This is a genomic window from Pseudomonas sp. BN417 (assembly GCF_029871205.1).
In the GTDB taxonomy this organism is placed as follows: Bacteria; Pseudomonadota; Gammaproteobacteria; order Pseudomonadales; family Pseudomonadaceae; genus Metapseudomonas.
In genome coordinates, this window is sequence record NZ_SSOJ01000067.1 from 1 (window position 1) to 18,705 (window position 18,705).

Sequence of the window (18,705 nt, forward strand, 5' to 3'; positions counted from 1 at the left end):
GAGGCGTGCGGGGCCATGGATGGCCCCTCACGCCGGGCCCCCGGAGCAACGATGGAGCGAGGGCACCCGACGAAGTCGGGCCGGATGCAGGGGCAAGCCCTTTTGGTTTCTTTTGGGGCGACTGCCAAAAGAAACTCGCCGGGAGGCGAAACAGGGACTCGCAGCCCACTCGATAAGCAACTCGGCTCAGGACGTTCTAGCAACACTTAATGCAGACATAGCCAATGAATTCGCCCCTACACCAATCGCCCGACCTCTGTTTCAACCCGCCGATTTCGCCGCAGCCGGCACCGCCGCCGGCTTGAGCACCAGCCACAGCGCCAGGGCGATCAGCACGCCGCCTTGCAGGTGCGCCATGGACACCGACTCATCGAGCAGCAACACACCCCAGAACACGCCGAAGGGCGGGATCAGGAAGGTCACGGTCATGGTCTTCACCGGCCCGACATTGGCGATCAGGCGGAAATAGAGGATGTAGGCGAAGGAGGTGCAGAGGAACCCCAGCGCCGCCAGGGCCAGCCAGGTCCCGGGTTCCAGCAGGGGCGCGAGGGGCATGGCCGGGGCGTCCCAGGCGAACACCGGCAGCAGGCAGAGCGTCGCGCCGATCTGGCAGCCGAACGCCACCAGGCCGCTGTCCATGCCGCCGGCCTCGGTGATCCAGCGCTTGGTCATGAAGCCGGCGAAACCGTAGCAGGTGGTCGCCACCAGGCAGGCGGCGGCGCCCCAGAGCAGTTGAGCGTCGAAGGCCACCGGCCCGGTGCGGGTCAGCACGGCCACCCCGGCCAGGCCCATCAGCACCCCGGCCGCCTTGGCGCCGGTCAGCTTCTCGCTGAAGAACAGCGCGCCGATCAGCACGCCCATCAGCGGCGTGGTGGCGTTGAAGATGGCCGAATAACCGGCCGGCAGCACCTTCGCCGCCAAGGCATACATGGCTGCAGGAACCCCGGAGCTGACGATGCCGATCACCAGGGTCTTGCCCAGCTTGCCGCGAAAATCCCAGTTGCTGCGCAAAAAGGCGAGGATCACCGCGAGGCCGATGGCCGACAGCAGCACCCGCAGGAAGGCCGTGGGCAGGGCGCCGATTTCCGGCACCAGCATGCGGATGAACAGGAAGCTGGCGCCCCAGATGGCGGCAAGGCTCAGCAGGCGGAGGAGGTCGGCGGGTTTCATGGGCAGCTCCTTGCGACGAGAGCGCGCACGATGACGCCGCCCGGACGGCGGCGCAATCCACAACTTGCTTTCAAATTGGCGGCACAGTTTCAACGGCAGGGCGGTGGCCTTCCTTGTAGGGGCGAATTCATTCGCCAAGCAGGCCGAAGGTCTGCCCTTGTGGCTTCCATGGGGCTGCTGCGCAGCCCTTGGCGAATGAATTCGCCCCCACAGTGGATTGTGCGGCGCTAGAAGCTCTTGCTCACACTGGCCACCCAGGTCGCGGTGCAGACGTCCGTGAAGCCGAAGTTGCTGGCGCACTCCGCTTCGGAGAGGTCGGTGTCGACGTAGGCGAGGCCCCAGGTGACGCCGACGAAGTCGCGGGTCAGCTTGGCTTCCCATTCGTGGTAGTCGTCTTCGCTTTCGCCGCTGGTGGACCAGAACATCGGGTCCTTGAAGTCCATCCGCCCGTAGCGCAGTTCCAGGCCCAGTTCCAGCGGCAGGCGGGTTTCGTAGGCGAGGTAGCTGTAGAGCGTGTCCTGCTTCTCGCCGAAGATGTTCGAGGCGTCGTTGGAATATTGGGCGGCGAGCTTGAAGCCGTAGGCGCCGAGGATCGCGTAGACCTCGCTCTGGTTGAACTGGCTTTCCCTGGGATAGGTGTACTTCAGGTAACCCAGGTCCAGGCTCACCGCATCGGTCGCCTGCCAGTACCAGCCGGCGTAGTAGTCCACTTCCTGGCGGGTCTTGAGGCCGAAGCCGTAGTCCACGTTGGAGGTCCAGGCGCCGGCGTACAGGCCGCTGCTGTGGATGAGCGTGGCGCCGGCCTGGGCCGCCGGGTCGTTCTGGGTCTGGGAGATGCCACGGGTGCGGTAGTCGCTGGCCAGGTTGAGGTCGATCTGCAGGGTGAAGTCGTCGGAAAGTTGCAGGGCCTGGCAGGCTAGGGGGGCCAGGGTCAGGGCGAGGAGGGTGATGCGGCGCATGGTGGTTCCCGTCGTTGTGATTGTTATGGCGGATGCGGGCAAGGCTCCGCCCGTCCCCCGCCTGAAGGGCGGGAGCGGAGCGCGGAGCAGGGGGCTTGTACTTAGAGGGCGGCGCTGAAGACTTCGCGGCCGGCGAACCAGGTTTCGAGCACGCGGGTTTCGGCCAGGGCCTTGTCGTCGACGCTGAACACGTCGCGGTCGAGGATGATGAAGTCAGCCTGCTTGCCGGGCGCGAGCGAGCCGATCTGCTTGTCCAGGCCGATGGCGCGGGCGGCATTCAGGGTGTAGGCCTGGAACATGGTCTGGCGGTCAATGCGTTCGTCGGCGTTGAGCACGCCCTTGGGCCCTTCGCGGGTCACCGCCTGGTAGATCGCCTGCCAGGGATTGGGCGTGGACACCGGCCAGTCGCTGGCGCCGGCGATGCTCGCGCCCTGTTGCAGCAGCGAATGCGCCGGGTACTGGTAGCGGAAGGCGAAGGCGCTGACATAGGGCTTGACCATGTCCAGGGTGTAATCGTCGCCCGAGGCCCAGAGCAGCTGCATCGACGCGGTCACGTCCAGCGGCTTGAACCGCGCGAACTCCTTGGGGTTGACCAGTTGCAGGTGGGTGATGGAGTGGGCGATGCCGCTCTGGCGGTCCTTGCGCGCCTGCTCGATGCCATTGAGGGATTCGCGCACCGCGCGGTCGCCGATGGCATGGATATGCACCAGCCAGCCCCTGGCGTCCGCCGCGCTGACCAGCTCGCCGAAGTGCTTCGGGTCGATCAGCAGTTCGCCCTGCTTGTGGGAGTTGGTGTAGGGATCGATCAGCGCCGCACTCTGCGCCGGGTACTCCAGCACGCCGTCGGCGAACACCTTGATGCCGGGCAGGCTCAGGTTGGGCACGCCCTGGAACTGCTGGCGCACCTTGTCCAGCGTTTCGAGGTCGGCCGGGGTGCTCTTCGGGTTGGCCACCAGCAGGGCGGCGACATGGGCGTTCAGTTCACCCTTCTCGGCCAGCGCCTTGTACACCGGCAGTACGCCAACGGTCTTTTCCGTGGGTTTCAGGGCGAACACCGGTTCGCCCGGGGCGGCATTGGCTGCCGGGTCCATCCAGGCGGTGATGCCCTGGCTGTTGTTGAACTTCACCGCGGCCTCGCCGGCGCGCAGCAGTTCCTCCGCGCTGGCGGCCGGCAACGCGGCGGCGATGCGGTCCCAACCGGCGTCGACCGTGAAGCCGTTGGGCTTGCCGTCCTTGCCCAGGCCGATGGTGCCGCGCTCGGCCTCCGGCAAGGAGGCGACCAGCCTGGCGTCGATACCGGCGCGTTTCAGCATGGCCTGGTTGGCCCAGCCGGTATGGTGGTCGCTGCCGCTGAAGACCACCGGCACGTCGGCCCACTCGCCCCGGTTGAAGATCTGCCCGAGGCCCTCGGCCTGGCTCCAGTAGGTGGAACTCATGCCGGCCACGTTCAGCACATCGCCGTGGCGGGCGCTGCCATCGTCGCGCCAGGCGCGCAGGCGTTTTTCCAGTTCCGCGAGTTCCACCTGTTCGTCGGCCATGTTCGCCGAGGCCAGCTCAAGGCCGCCGAAGATGGCATGCGAATGGCTGTCCACCAGCCCCGGCATCAGGCGCTTGCCGGCCAGGTCGATGACCTGGGTCGAGGCATCGGCCAGGGCCCTGATCTCGGCATCGCTGCCGACCTTGAGTACCTTGCCGTCGGCCACCGCCATGGCTTGCGCCATCGGCTGGGAAGGCTCGGCGGTGAACACCTTGCCGTTGAGCAGCACCAGGTCGGCCGCCGCCATGGACTCCATCGAGGAAAAAGCCAGCGCCAGGGCCAGCAGGGTTGGAGCGTAGCCTTTCATTGGGAAACCCCTTGTTTTTATTGAGCTGGCAGCGAGACTAACGGCTGGCCCGGGCCGGCAGAACGCCCGTATCGCGCAAAACCCTTTTTCCTGAATGGAAAAACCATGGACAAGCTTGGCGCCATCACCATGTTCGTCGTCACCGCGGAGCAGGGGAGTTTCAGCCGCGCCGCCGAACGGCTGGGCAAGACGCCCTCGGCCCTGACCAAGGCGGTCAGCCACCTGGAGGCCGAACTCGGTGTGCGCCTGTTCGAGCGCAGCACGCGGCGCACGGTGCTGACCGAAGCCGGGCGGCTCTATCTGGAAACCGCTCGACAGGTGCTGCAGCGCCTGCACGAGGTGGGCGAGGAGATCGGCCAGCTGCAGCACGGCCTCTACGGCAGCCTGCGGCTGACCGCGCCGCTGGCGTTTGCCCGGGCCTTTCTCGATGAAGTCTGCGCCGGCTTCCTCGCCGAATACCCGCAGATCCAATTGCGGGTCGACCTGTGCGATGCCTTCGTCGACCTGGTGGAAAGCGGCTACGATCTGGGCCTGCGCGAAGGACGCGGCGACCTGCCGGGGCTGATCGCCAAGGTGGTCGGGCGCAACCGCCTGGCGCTCTGCGCGAGTCCCGCCTACCTGGCCCGCAAGCCGCTGCCGGTGACCCCGGAAACCCTCGATCAGCATGACTGGCTGCTTTACCGCCATGCCGCCCTGAGCCGCACCTACTGGTGGGTGGAGAAGGACGACCAGCGCCTGAGCCTGTTGCAGCCCACATCGCCGAGGCTGGAAAGCGACAACTACGACCTGCTGCTGGCCAGCGCCCTGGCCGGTTGCGGCCTGCTCCATGTGCCGCTGTGGAGTGCCGCGCCGTACATCGCTGACGGGCGCCTGGTGCGCCTGATGGCCGACTATGCGATCGACCCCGACGCCTTCGGCCCGCAGATCCTGGCCGTCTATCCCAGCCACCGCCGCGCCACCGGCAAGGTGTTGGCCTTCATCGATTATCTGGCCAGGCACCTGGAGGAGCGGGGGTTGGCGTGATGGATCGGTTCGTTGTGGGGAATGCCCTTGTGGGGCACAACATTGTGGGGGCGAATTCATTCGCTAAGCAGTCCGCAGGACTGCCCGTGTGGCTAACAATTGGGCTGCTGCGCAGCCCTTAGCGAATGAATTCGCCCCCACAGTGGCTTGCGCGGCGCTAGAAGCTCCTGCTCACACTCGCCACCCAGGTCGCGCTGCAGACATCGGTGAAACCGTAGTAGCTGGCGCATTCGGACTCGGAGAGGTCGGTGTCGACGTAGGCGACGCCCCAGGTCACCCCGAGGAAATCGCGGGTCAGCTTGGCTTCCCACTCGTGGTAGTCCTCCGTGCTTTCGCCGCTGGCGGACCAGAACATCGGGTCCTTGAAGTCGTTGCGCCCGTAACGCAGCTTCAGGCCCACATCCAGGGGCAGGGCGGTTTCGTAGCTGACATAGCTGTAGAGGATGTCCTGCTGTTCGCCGAAGACGTTGGTGGCGTCGTCCGAGTAGTAGGCGGCGAGCTTGAAGCCATAGGCGCCGAGGATGGCGTAGACCTCGCTCTGGTTGAACTGGCTCTCCTTCGGATAGGCGTACTTGACGTAGCCCGCGTCCAGGCTCACCTCGTCCGTGGCCTGCCAGTACCAGCCGGCGTAGTAGTCCACTTCCTGGCGGGTCTTGAGGTCGAGGCCGAAGTCCACGTTGGAGGTCCAGACGCCGGCATAGAGGCCGCTGGAGTGCAGCAGGGTGGCGCCGGCCTGGGCCGCCGGGTCGTTCTGGGTCTGGGAGATGCCGCGGGTGCGGTAGTCGCTGGCCAGGGTCAGGTCGACCTGCAGGGAAAAGTCGTCGTTCAGCTGCACGGCCTGGCTGGCGAGGGGCGCCAGGGCAAGGGCGAGGAGGGTGAAGCGTTTCATCGAGTGGTTCCCGTTGTTGTGATTGTTCGGGCAGGTGCGGGCAAGGCTCCGCCCGGCCTCCGCACGAACGCGGAGGCTGGGTGTGGAGCAAGGGTTGTGCTGCTTAGAGAGTGGCTTCGAAGACTTCGCGGCCGGCGAACCAGGTCTTGAGCACCCGGGTATCGCGCAGTGCTTCGGGCTCGACCTCGAACACATCGCGGTCCAGCAGGATCAGGTCGGCCTGCTTGCCAGGCTTGAGCGAGCCGATCTGCTGGTCCAGGCCGATGGTGCGGGCGGCGTTGAGGGTGTAGGCCTGGAACATGGTCTGGCGGTCGATGCCTTCGGCAGCGTTGAGCACGCCTTTCGGTCCCTTGCGGCTGACGGCCTGGTAGATGGCCTTCCAGGGTTCGGGCGTGGTCACCGGCCAGTCGCTGGCGCCGGCGATGGTGGCGCCGTTCTTCAACAGCGAGCGGGCCGGGTACTGGTACTGGAAGGCCATGGCGCTGATGTAGGGCTGCACCAGGTCCATGGTGGAGTCGTCGGCACTGGCCCAGTAGAGCTGCATGGAGGCGATCGCTCCCAGCGGCTTGAAGCGGGCGAACTCCTTCGGGTTGACCATCTGCAGGTGGGTGACTGAGTGGGTGATGCCGCTCTGCCGATCCTTGCGCGCCTGCTCGATGCCATTGAGGGACTCGCGCACCGCGCGGTCGCCGATGGCGTGGATGTGCACCAGCCAGCCACGGGCATCGGCCGCGCTGACCAGGTCGCCGAAGTGCGCCGGGTCGATCAGCAGCTCGCCGTACTTCTGCGAGTTCTTGTAGGGCTCCAGCAGGGCCGCGGTCTGCGCCGGGTATTCGGGCACGCCGTCGGCGAAGATCTTGATGCCTGGCAGGCTCAGGTTGGGCAGGCCCTGGAACTGCTGGCGCACCTTGTCCAGGGTGTCCAGGTCGGCCGGGGTGCTCTTGGGATGGGCCACCAGCAACGCGGCGACGTGGGCGCTCAGCTCACCCTTCTCGGCCATGGCCTTGTATACCGGGAGGATGCCGAGGGTCTGGGCGGTGGGTTTGAAGTCGAACAGCGGCTCGCCCGGCGCGGCGTTGGCGGCCGGGTCCATCCAGGCGGTGATGCCCAGGCTGAGGTTGTAGCGCAGGGCGGCGCGGCCGGCTTCCAGCAATTGCTCGGCGGTGGCCTGGGGGAACTGCGCCAGCACCGGGTCCAGGCCAGCATCGGCGAGGAAGCCGTTGGGACGCTTGTCCGGGTGGTGGCCGATGGTGGCCAGTTGTTCGCCGGTGAGGGCTTTCACTGTAGTGGCGTCGATGCCGGCGCGTTTCAGCATGGCCCGGTTAGCCCAGCCGGTGTGGTGGTCCCAGCCGACGAAGACGATCGGCACCTCTGCCCATTCGCCCTGGTTGAAGCGCTGCTCGAACTCTGCCACCTGGCTCCAGTACGCCGAAGGCAGGCCGCCGACGCTGAGGATGTCGCCGTGGCGTGCCTTGCCGTTGTCGCGCCACTGGCGCAGGCGTTGCTCCAGTTCGGCCATGGGCAGGAGATGGGTGTCGACGTTGGCCGAGGCCAGCTCCAGCCCGCCCATCACGGCGTGGGAGTGGGAGTCGACGAAGCCCGGCATCAGCACCTTGCCGCCCATGTCGATCACTCGGGTGCCGGCCTCCTTCAGTCGCAGCACCTCGGCGTCATTGCCGACGGCGCGGAGCTTGCCGTCCTCCACCGCCACGGCCTGTTGCAGGGCCTGGCCGGGTTCGGCGGTGTAGACCTTGGCGTTGTGAAGAATGAGATCCACCGCGGCCATGCTTTCCATCGAGGCACAGGCCAGCGCAGCGGCGATCAGGGTAGGGGCTAAGGGTTTCATCGGATGCCTTCTGATTTTTGTTGGAATGGCGCTGAGCCTAACCAAGCCGGCCGGACAGCAGAATGCTATCTTTCCGCACAACTTTTGTGCCGAACCGGAACAGATCCTTGGACAAGCTCAGCGCCCTCACCATGTTCGTCGCCACCGCCGAATACGGCAGCTTCAGCCGTGCCGCCGAGCAACTGGGCAAGACGCCTTCGGCCCTGACCAAGGCGGTGGGCCACCTGGAGTCCGAGCTGGGCGTGCGCCTGTTCGAGCGCACCACCCGGCGCATGGCCCTGACCGAGGCCGGGCACATCTACCTGGAGGGCGCACGCCAGGCGCTGATGCAGTTGCAGCTGGCGGGGGAGGAGGTGGACCAGTTGCAGCACGAACTGCGCGGCACCCTGCGCCTCACCGCGCCGCCGTCGTTCGGCCCGGCCTTCCTGCAGGACGTCTGTTGCCGTTACATGCGCGAGCATCCCCAGGTAAGGCTGGAAGTGGACCTGAACGACGCCTTCGTCGACCTGATCGACGGCGGCTACGACCTCGCCTTGCGCGACGGCCCCACCGACCTGCCGGGGCTGATCGCCAGGCCGTTGACCGAGAACCGCATCTACCTCTGCGGCAGCCCGGCCTATCTGGAGCGCAAGGGCATCGAAGTGTCGCTGGAGACCTACCAGCAGCATGACTGGCTGATGTTCCAGCATCCATTGCTCAACCGGCATTTCTGGTGGCTGCGTCTGGGCGAGGAGCGCATCCGCGTGGCCCAGCCCGTACCGCGAATGGCCAGCGACAACTACGACTTCCTGCTCGCCTGCCTGCTGCGCGGCCATGGCCTGCAGGTGCTTCCGCGCTGGAGCGCCGAACCCTACCTGGCCAGCGGCCAGCTGGTGCGGGTGATGCCCGAGTACCTGCTGGAACCCGATGCCTTCGGCCCCTGGGTCCATGTCCTCTACCTCGCCCACCGCCGGCGCACCCGCAAGGTGCGGGTGTTCATCGAGATGCTGGAAGGCTACATGCGGGAGAAGGGGATTGCCTGAGGGAGCCGTGCCTCAAGGCTCTGGGGACTTCACAAATTTCTTTGCCCCGGCCAAAGTACCCGACCGACGCTTTTTTTCGCCGCGCCCTCTGGCTAAGCTCGCCTTTCCCGTTCCCGCAGCCGAGAACAACTCCATGGCGCAGCAATGGCCGGCCGAAGGCATCGCCCGACTGATCCTCGAAGGCTTCGACGATTACCGTGAGCATTTCCGCCAGATCACCGATGGCGCCCGCGCCCGCTTCGAACAGGCGCAGTGGCCGGCTACCCAGGAGGCGGCGGCCGAGCGGATCGCCCTCTACGAGGTGAAGGTCAGTGAAACCAGTGCGCGGCTGCGCGGCGTCTATGCGACGGACGAATTGCTGGACGTGCAGCTCTGGCCCCTGGTGAAGAGCGCCTACATCGACCTGATCGACCTGCGCCTGGACGATGAGCTGTCCGAGACCTGGTACAACTCGATTTTCTGCAGCCTGTTCAGCCACGACCTGATCAGCGACGGCTGCATGTTCATCCATACCACCCGGCCATCCCTGCGCGCCCACGAGCGCGCGCCGCAGACTCGCAGCTACCGCCCCGAAGGCCGGTTGCACGCGGTACTGTCGGCGATCCTCGACGACTACCGCTTCGACGTGCCCTACGATGACCGCGCCGGCGACCTCGGGCGCCTCGAGGTCCAGCTGCGCGAGAACCTGCCGGACTGGGTGTGCAAGGACCCGGAGCTGTGCATCGAACTCTTCGCCGCGCCGCTGTTCCGCAACAAGGGCGCCTACCTGGTGGGGCGCATCTACACCCGCGACGAACAGTGGCCGCTGGTGATCCCGTTGTTGCACCGCGAAGGCCGCGGCATCCAGGTCGACGCGCTGATCACCGATGAAGCGGAAGTCTCGATCATCTTCTCCTTCACCCGCTCCTATTTCATGGTGGACGTGGCGGTACCGGCCGAGTTCGTCGGCTTCCTCAAGCGCATCCTGCCGGGTAAGCACATCGCCGAGCTGTACACCTCCATCGGCTTCTACAAGCACGGCAAGTCGGAGTTCTACCGCGCCCTTATCAACCACCTGGCCAACACCGACGACCGCTTCATCATGGCCCCGGGCGTGCGCGGCATGGTGATGAGCGTATTCACCCTGCCGGGCTTCAACACTGTGTTCAAGGTGATCAAGGACCGCTTCGCCCACGCAAAGACGGTGGACCGCAACACCGTGATCGAGAAGTACCGCCTGGTGAAGAACGTCGACCGGGTGGGGCGCATGGCCGATACCCAGGAGTTCGCCGACTTCCGCTTCCCGAGATCCAAGTTCGAGCCGGAGTGCCTGGCCGAGTTGCTGGAAGTGGCGTCGTCCACGGTGGCCCTGGAAGGCGACGTGGTACTGATCCGCCACTGCTGGACCGAGCGCCGCATGACCCCGCTGAACATCTACCTGGAAAGCGCCAGCGAGGCCCAGATGCACGAGGCGCTCTACGACTACGGCCTGGCCATCAAGCAACTGGCGGCGGCCAACATCTTCCCCGGCGACATGCTGCTGAAGAACTTCGGCGTCACCCGCCACGGCCGCGTGGTGTTCTACGACTACGACGAGATCAGCTACCTCACCGAGGTGAACTTCCGTGTCATCCCGCCGCCGCGATACCCGGAAGACGAGATGTCCGCCGAGCCCTGGTACTCGGTGGCGCCCAACGACGTGTTCCCCGAGGAGTTCCCGCGCTTTCTCTTCGCCGACCTCAAGCAGCGCCGGCTGTTCGCCAAGCTGCATGGCGACCTCTACGACGCCGCGTACTGGAAGACCCTGCAGGACGCCATCCGCTCCGGCAAGGTGATCGACGTCTTCCCCTACCGGCGCCAGGAACGGGAACTGACGGAGGCCATCCAGTAAGGCTGGAGCCGCTATGGTCGAACATGTCTTCACCCGCGCCACCTGGCTGAACTCGCTGCACATGTCGGCGTTGACGGTGGCGTTGTTGCAGGAGGAGGGAATAGCCGCCTGCGACGTGCTGGCCGGCAGCGGCATCAGCGAGCAGGACCTCGGCGAGCTGCAACGCCTGGTCAACCCCGAGCAGGAGCAGCAGGTCTACGCCAACGCCGCGCGCCTGGCGCCGCGCCCGGCCCTGGGGCTGGTGCTGGGGTTGCGCACGCGCATCTCCGCCTATGGCCTGCTGGGCTACGCCATGCTCTCCGCGCCGACCTTCGGCGAGGCCCTGCGCATTGGCCTCAGTTACCCGGTGCTGCTTGGCACCTACTTCCGCCTGGCCCTGGAACAGGAAGGCGAAACCGTCTGGCTGACCGCAGCCGGCTACAGCGAAGACGAAGCCTTGCGGCCCTTCAATACCGAGCTGTGCCTGGGTTCGCTCAAGGTCATCTTCGCCGACCTGCTGGGCCAGCAGCTGCCGTTGCACGCGGTACAGCTGGACTACCCGGCCGCCAGCGGCATGGCGCGACCCTACGCCCGTGGCTTCGGTTGTCCGGTGGAGTTCGCCGCAAGCCGCAGCGCCATCGGCTTCGACGCGGCCTGGCTGACGCGCCGCCTGCCGCTGGCCGACCCGGTGACGCACAAGGAAATGCTCGAGCAATGCCGGCGGCAGAACGTCGAATTCGCCGCCCGCCGCGCCTGGCTGGAGCGCGTGCGCGGCCTGATCAAAGTCCGCCTGCAGGCCCCGCCGGGACTGGACGAGCTGGCCAAGCAGATGAACTGCTCCTCCCGCAGCCTGCGCCGCCACCTGGCCCAGCAGCAGACCAGCTACCAGCAACTGCTGGACGAACTGCGCTTCACCCGCGCCAAGGAAATGCTCCAGCAGGGCGATATCCCCATCTACCGAATCGCCGAGGAACTCGGCTTCAGCGAAACCGCCAGCCTGCGCCACGCCTTCCAGCGTTGGAGCGGGCAGCCGCCGAGTCATTTTCGGGGGTAGTGGAAGGGGGCTGGGAATCTGTGGGGGCGATTTCAATCGCAAAGCGGACCGCAGGTTTGCCCTAAGTGGCGTCACGGGGGCAGCTGCGCTGCCCTTAGCGAATGAATTCGCCCCCACAATGCCGCTCGCAGCCTCGTAGCCCGGACGAAGTTGCAGGTGCTCATTGACCTTTTGATGCCGGGAATTTTCGGAAGCTGCTACAGGCCCGCTTCGGCTCCGAGGTCCTTCTGGCATGGTTCATCTCCTTTGTGCAACGAAGTAAAGGAGATGTCATGAAAAGGTTGGAAGGCTGGGCACCGCCCACCGGAGTCGGGGGCCCTTGGGTGGTAATCGCCGAACAGATGGGGGGACCGATCTCTTACAAAGTCGATTTCGACACGTCCTCCGGGTCCTCGACTTTTGACGCTGAGATTCGTTAGTTCCAAGGAGGGATAGAGTCGAGCGACATAGTGGTGGGACCAGGTACCCACTTCTTCACCAGCGGCATCTGCGCCTGTGTTTCCCGGATCAGGTTCAGAAGTCACAGCTTGGGGCAGGTCATTACTGTCACTGTTTACTGAGAGGGCAAGATGAAGGCGCTTCTCTTTCTACCGCTACTTGTACTTGTCGTTTCGGGCTGCGCTTCTTCGACTTCTGAAGGGGTTCTGTTCAACGTCGGCGACAAGGATTACCTGCTCACCCGCCAATGCGTCGAGAAGTCCACGGTCTTGCAGGACCAGGAACGGCGGGCCTATGTGCAAGTGGAACTGAATAATGCTTGCGCGGCGTCGTTGGCCGACTTCCTGAACGCTCATCGTGGAGCGTTGCTGTCGGTGTCCCTGAATGGCCGCGATTTGTCTCGCGCGCTGCCGATCATGGGTGAGTTCCAGGCAACGAGCCTGAGTATCGCAAGCCCGGATGCGGAGTTGGCTCACGACGTTCAGCGGGCCTTGTCCCCGTGATTGCGCCGTAGAGCGGTGCTCACCAAAACCCCTGTGGGGGCGATTTCAATCGCAAAGCGGACCGCAGGTTCGCCTCGTGTGGCCTCAGGGGGGCAGCTGCGCTGCCCTTAGCGAATGAATTCGCCCCCACAATGCCGCCACGCCGCAGCTCTCGCCGCGCGCAGTTCGTAGGTTGGGCCGGGCGGCGTGCCGCTGAGCGTAGCGAAGCCCAACAGCGGAGTTGCCGATCTGCCACGATGTTGGGCTTCGCGTAGCTCAGCCACAACCTACGAATGCAAGATCAAGACGGGATTGCCGGCCATTCATGTTGGCCACATCGATCCCCTATTGGCCGCCGCCACCACTGCGCAACCAACCCCTGTCCCGCGCAGAATCCCTCCATCAATAACAAGACCCAGATGAGGTGCCCTCCATGCTGACCGTCTACAGCGACGATCACCGTCTCCACTTCGGCCAGTCGGAATTGGTCGATGGCAAGCTCCAGCCCTGTTTCGAGATGCCCAGCCGCGCGGACACCGTGCTGGCGCGGGTTCGCCAGCAGGCAATCGGCGAGGTGATCGAGCCGAAGGACTTCGGCCTGGAGCCCATCCTGCGCGTGCACGACGCCGCCTATGTGGAGTTCCTCAAGGGCGCCTGGGGCCGCTGGGCTGCCGAAGGCCACAGCTGCGACTTGCTGCCGACCACCTTCCCGGCGCGCCGCTTGCGCCGCGACGGGCCCATCCCCACAGCGTTGCATGGCCAGCTCGGCCACTACTGCTTCGACACCGAGGCGCCCATCACCGCTGGCACCTGGCAGGCCGTGTACAGCTCCTCCCAGGTGGCGCTGACCGCCCAGGACCACATGCGCCAGGGCGCCAACACCGCCTTCGCCCTCTGCCGTCCGCCGGGGCACCATGCTGGCAGCGATTTCATGGGCGGCTACTGCTTCTTCAACAACGCCGCCATCGTCACCCAGGCCTTCCTCGACCAGGGTGCCAGGCGCGTCGCCATCCTCGACGTCGACTACCACCACGGCAACGGCACCCAGGAGTTGTTCTACGAGCGCAGTGATGTGCTCTTCGCCTCCATCCACGGCGACCCGCTGGTGGAATACCCCTACTACCTGGGCCATGCCGACGAGCGCGGCGAAGGCGCGGGCGCCGGCTTCAACCACAACTACCCGCTGCCCCATGGCACCGATTGGGACGGCTGGTCTGCCGCCCTGGACGACGCCTGCCGCAAGATCGCGGCCTACGCGCCGGACGCCCTGGTGATCTCCCTGGGTGTGGACACCTACAAGGACGACCCCATCTCCAAGTTCAAGCTGGACTCGCCGGACTACATCCGCATGGGCCAGCGCATCGCCGCACTCGGCCTGCCGACCCTGTTCATCATGGAAGGCGGCTACGCGGTGGAAGCCATCGGCGTGAACGCGGTCAACGTGCTCCAGGGCTACGAAGGAGCGGCCAGATGAAGACTCGCATCCTGCTCGCGGGTGCCCTGCTGGGCGTCTCGCTGAATGCCGCCGCCGAGCCCGTGGTGCGCATCTACAACTGGTTCGACTACATCGCCCCGGACACCCTGAAGAACTTCCAGGCCGACAGCGGCATCAGGCCCCAGTACGACGTCTACGACAGCAACGAAGTGCTGGAGGCCAAGCTGCTTTCCGGCAACTCCGGCTACGACCTGGTGGTGCCCAGCGACGGCTTCCTGCCCAACTACATGAAGGCGGGCGTGTTCCAACCGCTGGACAAGAGCAAGCTGCCGAACTGGAAGAACCTCAATCCGGCGCTCCTCAAGGTGCTGGCCGCCAAGGACCCGGGCAACCAGTACGTGATGCCCTACATGTGGGGCACCAACGGCATCGCCTACAACGTCGACAAGGTGAAGGCGGTGCTGGGCGAGAACGCGCCAGTGGATTCCTGGGAGTTGATCTTCAACCCGGACAACCTGGCCAAGCTCAAGGAGTGCGGCGTGGCCTTCCTCGACGCGCCCACCGAGGTCATTCCGGAAGTGCTGCATTACCTGGGCCTGCCGCCCAACAGTCACAACCCGGAGGACTACAGGAAGGCCGAGGAGCACCTGGCGAAACTGCGGCCGAGCATCACCTACTTCAGCTCGTCCAAGTTCGTCACCGATCTGGCCAATGGCGAGGTCTGCGTGGCGCTCGCCTGGTCCGGCGGCGCCATGCAGGCGGCGGCGCGCGCGCGGGAGGCCGGCAACGGGGTGAAGGTGGAGTACCGCATTCCCAGGGAAGGCACCGCGGCCTGGTTCGATGTGCTGGCCATTCCGAAGGACGCGAAGAACGTCGAGCAGGCCCACGCCTTCCTCAACTACTTGCTGCGCCCGGAAGTGGTGGCGCCCATCTCCGACCACGTGGCCTACGCCAACCCCAACCAGGCGGCGGACAAGCTGATCTCGGCGGAGCTACGCGACAATCCCAACGTCTATCCGCCGGTCGAGGTACAGGCCAAGCTGTTCTCGGTGGAGATGCTGCCGCCGAAGCTGGAGCGCATCCGTACCCGCACCTGGACCAAGATCAGGACCGGGACCTAGGACCTTTCCTCGTTGGAGCCTGCTCTTTGTGGGGGCGAATTCATTCGCAAAGGGCTGCGTAGCAGCCCCTCAACCTTTTTGGGGCAGGCCTGCGGCCTGCTCAGCGAATGAATTCGCCCCCACAGGTTCAGCAGCACGGCTTACCAGCAACCCACCCGCCAGCAACAATCCCGCCCCCGCCACATAGAGCGCCGCTTCCAGGCCGCCACTGAGGTGGCTGCTCACCGCCGCCAGCAAGGGCCCCAGCATTTGTCCCAGGGCGAATCCCGCGGTCAGCAAGCCGACATTGCGCTGGTGCCCCTGCGGGTCCAGCTCCCGCGCGTACTGCATCACCAACTGCATACCAGCCAGGAAGGGCCCGCCGGTCAGCGCGACGCCCAGCGCCAGCCCGGGCATGCCCGGCAGGGTGCAGGCCAGGGTACCCAGGGCCTGAAGCCAGAGCACCACCACCAACCAGTGCCGGGTACCACCGGGGCGCTGCCGGCGCAGGCTGACCAGCACGACCCCTATGGCCGCCGCCAGGCCGAAGGCAGGCCAGAACAGGTCCGCCTGCCACTGCCCATGGAAGCGCGCGGCGGCCATCTGCGAAAGAAAGGTGGCAGGAATGATGTAACCCAGGCCCACCAAGCTGTAGGCAGCGAGCAGGGCATTCAGGGCGTGCGGGCGTTCCTGCGGGGGCAGGGTAGTGGCCGCAACGGCTGGTCGCGGGCTGGGTAGCAGTGGCTGGGTGACCAGGGAAAGGACCAGTGCCACGGCGGCGAAGGCCAGCCAGATAACGGCGGAACCTTGTCCATGCAGGTTCAGGCCCAGCGCCATGAGGCCGGTCAGCATCACCCCGAACGCAGGGCCGGCGAACACCAGGCTGCCCAGGCGCGGCCTGCCGGCTTCGACGGCGATGCGCTGGCTGAGGCCGGTGACCACCACCAGCACCCAGGCGCTGGCGACGCCCAGGCCGAAGCGCAGCAGGGCGTGAGGCCAAAGGCCTTCCGCCGGCACCGAGGCCAGGGTCAGCAGCACGCAGGCCCAGAGGCCAAGCATCAGGCGCAGGCGGGACTGGCGCGGCGCGCGGGCATTCAGGGCATCCAGGGCGCCGACCAGGTAGCCCAGGTAGTTGGCCGCCGCCACCAGCCCGGCGCCGGTCAGGCTCACCTGGCCTTCGGCGATAAGGTGCGGCAGTTGCGGGGTGAGGGCGAAACGGCCGACACCCATGGCGACCATCAGGGCGAGGAAGCAGGCGAGCAGGCGGATCAGCGTGGGCATGGCGATTCTCCGGAGCTGGTCATCGGATTTCCATGCTAGGGGCTGGATGTGTTCATTAAAAACGAATAAAAAAGAAATACTTCTTCATTAAATGTGAATGGTATCGCCATGGAACTCAGCCAGCTCCGTATCTTCCAGGCCGTGGCCGAAGAGGGCTCCATCACCCGTGCGGCCAGCCGCCTGCACCGGGTCCCGTCGAACCTGTCCACGCGCTTGCGCCAACTGGAGGACGCCCTGGGCGTCGAGCTGTTCCTGCGCGAGCGCCAGCGCCTGCAGCTGTCGCCAGCGGGCAAGGTGTTGCTGGGCTACGCCGAGCGCATGTTCGCCCTGCAGGCCGAGGCCGAGGCAGCGCTGCGTGGCGGCGAGCCGGCGGGGGATTTCGTCATCGGCTCCATGTTCAGCACCGCCGCCATCCACTTGCCGCCCATGCTGGTGAGCTACCACCGCAGCTGGCCCGCGGTGAACCTGCAGGTGCAGACCGCGCCCAGCGGCGAACTGCTGGAAGGCCTGCTCGGCGGCCGCCTGGACGCGGCCCTGGTGGATGGTCCGCTGGAATTCGCCGAGCTGGACGGCCTGCCAATGTTCGAGGAGGAAATGGTGCTGATCACCGAGGCCGCCCACGGGCCGGTGCAGTCGGCCCAGGACGTGGCCGGACTGGAGGTCTACGCCTTCCGCCAGAGCTGTTCCTACCGCCGCCGTCTGGAGGCCTGGTTCGTCGCATCGCGGGTGCCCATGGCGCCGCCCATGGAGATCGAGTCCTACCACAGCATGCTGGCCTGCGTGATCGCCGGCGGCGGCATCGCCCTGGTGCCGCGCTCGATGCTGGAAAGCCTGCCGGGCCGTGACGAGGTGCGGGTGCACCAGTTGGCGGCGCCGTTCAACCGCACCACCACCTGGCTGATGTGGCGCAAGGGCATGCTCGGCGCCAACCTGCGGGCCTGGATCGATTTGCAGCAGGGCCGCCTGCAAGCGGCGAGCGGCCCGACCCAAGTCGCGGCTGCAACGAATTCGTAAGGTGAGTCTTGCTCTATCGATCCACCGAGAGTCGGAGCACGTGCGTAGGCATTTTCCCAGATACCGTTCGGCGGCTTGACCCAGATCAGCAGGGAATTTTCGTCGGGGCGTATTTTTGATCTTGCCCGGAGCAACTAAGCTCCTGACTAGGGTGGCCCAAGAAGCACGGGCCACCCGCCCAACGTCCCAGGAAAGGGGGTCAAGCATGAAGAAGCGGCTAGAAGCGTGGATGTGGCAGCTGGGTGTCGCGCTGGGCCTCATCGAGGCACCGCGCCTGCAACCCATTCCCGTCCGTAGTGAAGAGCAGCGCCGTCTCGTCGAGCAGCGCCGCCAGAGGCAGTAACCGGTTTATCCGTGAGCCCTGAGCCAGTTGTCCGCCAATTCGCGCAGGCGCTCACCGGAGAAACTGGGGAAATGGCCACCGTGCACGGTGCGCACCGGAAGGTCGCGCAACCGTGCGAGGCTTTTCGCGTAATCGTCCAGGTTCGAATGGTAGGCATTATCGACCAGGGGACCGTCGTAGATGATGTCGCCGCTGAAGAGGGTGCCCGTCTTCGCTTCCCACAGGCTGATGCCGCCCGGTGAATGGCCGGGGGTATGCAGCACTTCCAGCACCCGATCACCCAGATCCAGGAAATCCCCTTCATCGATCAGCCGCGTCGCCGGCGCCGCCTTCACGCGGTACTCGGCGTAGCACAGCGGACAGTCCGGATGCGCCTCGAACATCTCATCGCCGACGAAATCCGTCGCCAGGGTATTGGCCCCGGTGGGGGCGGCCAGTATGTCCGCTTCTGCCGGGTGCACCAGACGTTCGGGGAACTCGTGGTGGCCGGCGATATGGTCGAAGTGGGTGTGGCTGGCCACCGCCAGCAAGGGGCGCTGGGTGAGCCAGGGCAGTTGCTCGCGCAGGCTGACCAGGCCGGAACCGGAGTCGATCAGCAGGTCCCGGTCGCGGCCCTGCACGTGCCAGAGGTTGCAACGGTAGAAGGGCCGCACGTAGGGCTCGCTGATCAGGCTGATGCCGTCGTAGCGGTGCTCGACTTCGAACCATTGGTCGCGGCTGACGATTTTCATGGGGTGCTCCTTGCAGTGTATTGGCGCTGATTGGCAGCAGGATGGCACTTGTGGGGGCGAATTCATTCGCTAAGCAGACCGAAGGTCTGCCATGGAACCCCTAGTGGGGCGGCGTTGCCACCCTTAGCGAATGAATTCGCCCCCACGAAGAGCAGCCCTGCTCCGCGGGACGAAAAAAAGCCCCGGTCGGCAGGGCCGCACCGGGGCGTCAAGGCCGCCCCGGGA

General features: G+C 65.8%; 16 protein-coding genes. 9 read left to right on the forward strand and 7 right to left on the reverse strand.

What is annotated here, in order from left to right; genetic code table 11:
- Positions 1-261: 261 nt before the first annotated feature.
- The 3 genes from E8F11_RS06610 to E8F11_RS06620 all read right to left on the reverse strand — a co-directional run bounded on the left by E8F11_RS06610 (position 262) and on the right by E8F11_RS06620 (position 3,973).
- Entirely contained in the window at positions 262-1,170 is a 909-nt protein-coding gene (locus E8F11_RS06610; protein WP_280288037.1) for a DMT family transporter, read from the reverse strand.
- A 227-nt stretch (positions 1,171-1,397) separates the two neighbouring features.
- Positions 1,398-2,129 carry a TorF family putative porin gene (locus E8F11_RS06615; RefSeq protein ID WP_280288038.1) on the reverse strand — a complete coding sequence of 244 codons (732 nt, stop codon included), beginning with the start codon at positions 2,127-2,129 and terminating at the stop codon, positions 1,398-1,400.
- A 101-nt stretch (positions 2,130-2,230) separates the two neighbouring features.
- Positions 2,231-3,973, reverse strand: coding sequence for an amidohydrolase (locus tag E8F11_RS06620; RefSeq protein ID WP_280288039.1), 1,743 nt, complete (start codon positions 3,971-3,973; stop codon positions 2,231-2,233).
- Between the two features lie 105 nt (positions 3,974-4,078).
- Between E8F11_RS06620 and E8F11_RS06625 the strand changes: the two genes are divergently transcribed.
- Positions 4,079-4,996: a LysR family transcriptional regulator gene (locus E8F11_RS06625; protein ID WP_280288040.1), complete on the forward strand. Its 918-nt coding sequence runs from the start codon at positions 4,079-4,081 to the stop codon at positions 4,994-4,996.
- 157 nt (positions 4,997-5,153) lie between these two features.
- Here the strand turns inward: E8F11_RS06625 and E8F11_RS06630 are convergent, their stop codons facing one another.
- Positions 5,154-5,885: a TorF family putative porin gene (locus tag E8F11_RS06630; protein WP_280288041.1), complete on the reverse strand. Its 732-nt coding sequence runs from the start codon at positions 5,883-5,885 to the stop codon at positions 5,154-5,156.
- Between the two features lie 103 nt (positions 5,886-5,988).
- Positions 5,989-7,731: an amidohydrolase gene (locus E8F11_RS06635; protein WP_280288042.1), complete on the reverse strand. Its 1,743-nt coding sequence runs from the start codon at positions 7,729-7,731 to the stop codon at positions 5,989-5,991.
- Positions 7,732-7,838: 107 nt separating this feature from the next.
- Here E8F11_RS06635 and E8F11_RS06640 point away from each other — a divergent pair, with 107 nt between their 5' ends.
- The 6 genes from E8F11_RS06640 to E8F11_RS06665 all read left to right on the forward strand — a co-directional run bounded on the left by E8F11_RS06640 (position 7,839) and on the right by E8F11_RS06665 (position 15,132).
- Positions 7,839-8,753, forward strand: a complete 915-nt coding sequence (locus E8F11_RS06640) for a LysR family transcriptional regulator (protein WP_280288043.1) — start codon at positions 7,839-7,841, stop codon at positions 8,751-8,753.
- 133 nt (positions 8,754-8,886) lie between these two features.
- Positions 8,887-10,623 (forward strand): bifunctional isocitrate dehydrogenase kinase/phosphatase, encoded by a 1,737-nt coding sequence (gene aceK, locus E8F11_RS06645; RefSeq protein ID WP_280288044.1) that lies wholly within the window; start codon positions 8,887-8,889, stop codon positions 10,621-10,623.
- Positions 10,624-10,636: 13 nt separating this feature from the next.
- On the forward strand, positions 10,637-11,656 hold the full coding sequence (locus tag E8F11_RS06650; RefSeq protein ID WP_280288045.1) for an AraC family transcriptional regulator: 1,020 nt from the start codon (positions 10,637-10,639) through the stop codon (positions 11,654-11,656).
- A 569-nt stretch (positions 11,657-12,225) separates the two neighbouring features.
- Positions 12,226-12,597, forward strand: coding sequence for a hypothetical protein (locus E8F11_RS06655; protein ID WP_280288046.1), 372 nt, complete (start codon positions 12,226-12,228; stop codon positions 12,595-12,597).
- Positions 12,598-13,009: 412 nt separating this feature from the next.
- Positions 13,010-14,050, forward strand: coding sequence for a histone deacetylase family protein (locus tag E8F11_RS06660; RefSeq protein WP_280288047.1), 1,041 nt, complete (start codon positions 13,010-13,012; stop codon positions 14,048-14,050).
- Entirely contained in the window at positions 14,047-15,132 is a 1,086-nt protein-coding gene (locus tag E8F11_RS06665; protein ID WP_280288048.1) for an extracellular solute-binding protein, read from the forward strand. Before E8F11_RS06660 ends, E8F11_RS06665 begins: the two co-directional genes overlap by 4 nt.
- Positions 15,133-15,201: 69 nt before the next feature.
- Here E8F11_RS06665 and E8F11_RS06670 read toward each other — a convergent pair whose 3' ends face one another.
- On the reverse strand, positions 15,202-16,392 hold the full coding sequence (locus E8F11_RS06670; RefSeq protein ID WP_280288049.1) for an MFS transporter: 1,191 nt from the start codon (positions 16,390-16,392) through the stop codon (positions 15,202-15,204).
- Between the two features lie 108 nt (positions 16,393-16,500).
- On the opposite strand from E8F11_RS06670, the gene E8F11_RS06675 reads away from it, so the two are divergent.
- Complete coding sequence (locus E8F11_RS06675; RefSeq protein ID WP_280288050.1) at positions 16,501-17,406, forward strand: LysR family transcriptional regulator; 906 nt, start codon at positions 16,501-16,503, stop codon at positions 17,404-17,406.
- Positions 17,407-17,611: 205 nt separating this feature from the next.
- Complete coding sequence (locus E8F11_RS06680) at positions 17,612-17,749, forward strand: PA1414 family protein (RefSeq protein WP_280288051.1); 138 nt, start codon at positions 17,612-17,614, stop codon at positions 17,747-17,749.
- 5 nt (positions 17,750-17,754) lie between these two features.
- On the opposite strand, the gene E8F11_RS06685 is transcribed toward E8F11_RS06680, so the two are convergent.
- Positions 17,755-18,480, reverse strand: a complete 726-nt coding sequence (locus tag E8F11_RS06685; RefSeq protein WP_280288052.1) for an MBL fold metallo-hydrolase — start codon at positions 18,478-18,480, stop codon at positions 17,755-17,757.
- Between the last annotated feature and the right edge of the window lie 225 nt (positions 18,481-18,705).